At 66.6% G+C, this 338-nt stretch carries 1 protein-coding gene; it reads left to right on the top strand.

The features are described from left to right. Positions 1–338 (top strand): DUF4153 domain-containing protein (locus A3E77_RS05425; protein ID WP_293643944.1); only part of this gene is annotated, 338 nt, incomplete at both ends.

The raw sequence follows: 338 nt of genomic DNA on the forward strand, positions 1-338 counted from the left end.
TTTTCCTGCTGTCGCTGGCGGGGACGGGGTTGCAGAAGCTTTGGGATTCGGGCTTCTCGACCGCGGCGCTGATGATGGCGGCGGCGGCGTTTGCGGTGCTGCTGGCCAATGCGGTGATCGGCAATGGCCGCGATGATCGCGTGACGAACCCGATGCTGCGATGGGCCGCGCCGGTGCTGGCGGTCGCGGTGCTGCCGCTGGCGGGCATCGCCACTTATTCGATGCATTTGCGGGTGATCCAATATGGCTGGACGCCCGAGCGCATCTGGGGCGTGATCGCGGCGTTCATCACCTTGTCCTATGGCCTGGCAGGGCTGTGGGCGGTGGTGAAGGGGCGG

This window comes from Sphingopyxis sp. RIFCSPHIGHO2_12_FULL_65_19 (genome assembly GCF_001830555.1).
Classification (GTDB): domain Bacteria; phylum Pseudomonadota; class Alphaproteobacteria; order Sphingomonadales; family Sphingomonadaceae; genus Sphingopyxis.